The sequence below is a fragment of the Luoshenia tenuis genome, from assembly GCF_014384745.1.
GTDB lineage: Bacteria > Bacillota > Clostridia > Christensenellales.
This window is the reverse complement of record NZ_JACRSO010000010.1, coordinates 1-1,231: the sequence shown is the minus strand read 5'-3', so window position 1 is coordinate 1,231 and position 1,231 is coordinate 1. Positions and strand designations below refer to the sequence as shown.

At 60.0% G+C, this 1,231-nt stretch carries 1 protein-coding gene; it reads right to left on the bottom strand.

Going from position 1 to position 1,231, the window contains the following annotated elements:
• Positions 1–1,211: elongation factor Tu (tuf, locus tag H8699_RS12400; protein ID WP_249285956.1), on the bottom strand; the 1,211-nt coding region annotated here is incomplete at its 3' end.
• Between the last annotated feature and the right edge of the window lie 20 nt (positions 1,212–1,231).

Genomic DNA, 1,231 nt, shown 5'->3' with positions numbered 1-1,231 from the left:
TATTCAATAATGGAAGCCACGACGCCGGAAGCAACCGTGCGGCCACCCTCGCGGATAGCAAAACGCAGCCCCTCTTCGATGGCGATCGGCGTGATCAGCTTCACTTCCATCTGTACGTTATCCCCAGGCATTACCATCTCCACGCCTTCCGGCAGCGTGATGACCCCCGTCACGTCCGTCGTACGGAAGTAGAACTGCGGACGATATCCATTGAAGAACGGCGTATGACGCCCGCCCTCTTCCTTCGTCAGCACGTACACCTCGCCTTTGTAGTGCGTGTGCGGATGAATCGAATCCGGCTTGGACAGTACCTGTCCGCGCTCGATCTCGTTACGCTGCACGCCGCGCAGCAGCACGCCGATGTTGTCTCCCGCTACCGCCTGATCCAGCAGCTTGCGGAACATCTCTACGCCCGTTACGACCGTGGAACGCTTCTCGTCCGTCAGACCGACGATCTCTACCGTATCCTGCACCTTTACCGTTCCGCGCTCTACACGGCCCGTGGCCACAGTGCCGCGGCCCGTGATCGAGAACACGTCCTCTACAGGCATCAGGAACGGCTGATCCACCGCGCGCTCCGGCTCGGGGATGTAGCTGTCTACCGCGTCCATCAGCTCGAAAATGCACTTGCAATCCGGCTCCTCCGCTACGTTGGAAGAGCTCTGCGCCGCTTCCAAAGCCTTCAGCGCAGATCCGCGGATGATCGGCGTATCGTCGCCGGGGAAGCTATACTCGTTGAGCAGCTCCCGGATCTCCATCTCTACCAGCTCCAGCAGCTCCTCATCGTCTACCATATCGCACTTGTTCATGAACACCAGCACGTACGGCACGCCTACCTGACGGGCCAGCAGGATGTGCTCGCGCGTCTGCGGCATCGGGCCGTCCGCCGCGCTTACCACCAGGATCGCTCCGTCCATCTGCGCAGCGCCCGTGATCATGTTCTTTACATAGTCAGCGTGCCCCGGGCAGTCCACGTGCGCATAGTGCCGCGTCGCCGTCTCATACTCCACGTGCGCCGTGTTGATCGTGATCCCGCGCTCTTTCTCTTCCGGCGCCTTATCGATCGCATCGTAAGCCATCGCCTCGGCCTGCCCCATCTTCGACAGCGTCGTTGTGATCGCCGCCGTCAGCGTGGTCTTGCCGTGGTCTACGTGGCCGATCGTGCCAATGTTTACGTGCGGTTTGTTCCGCTCAAATTTAGCCTTAGCCATTTGATCTTTTCCTCCTTAAT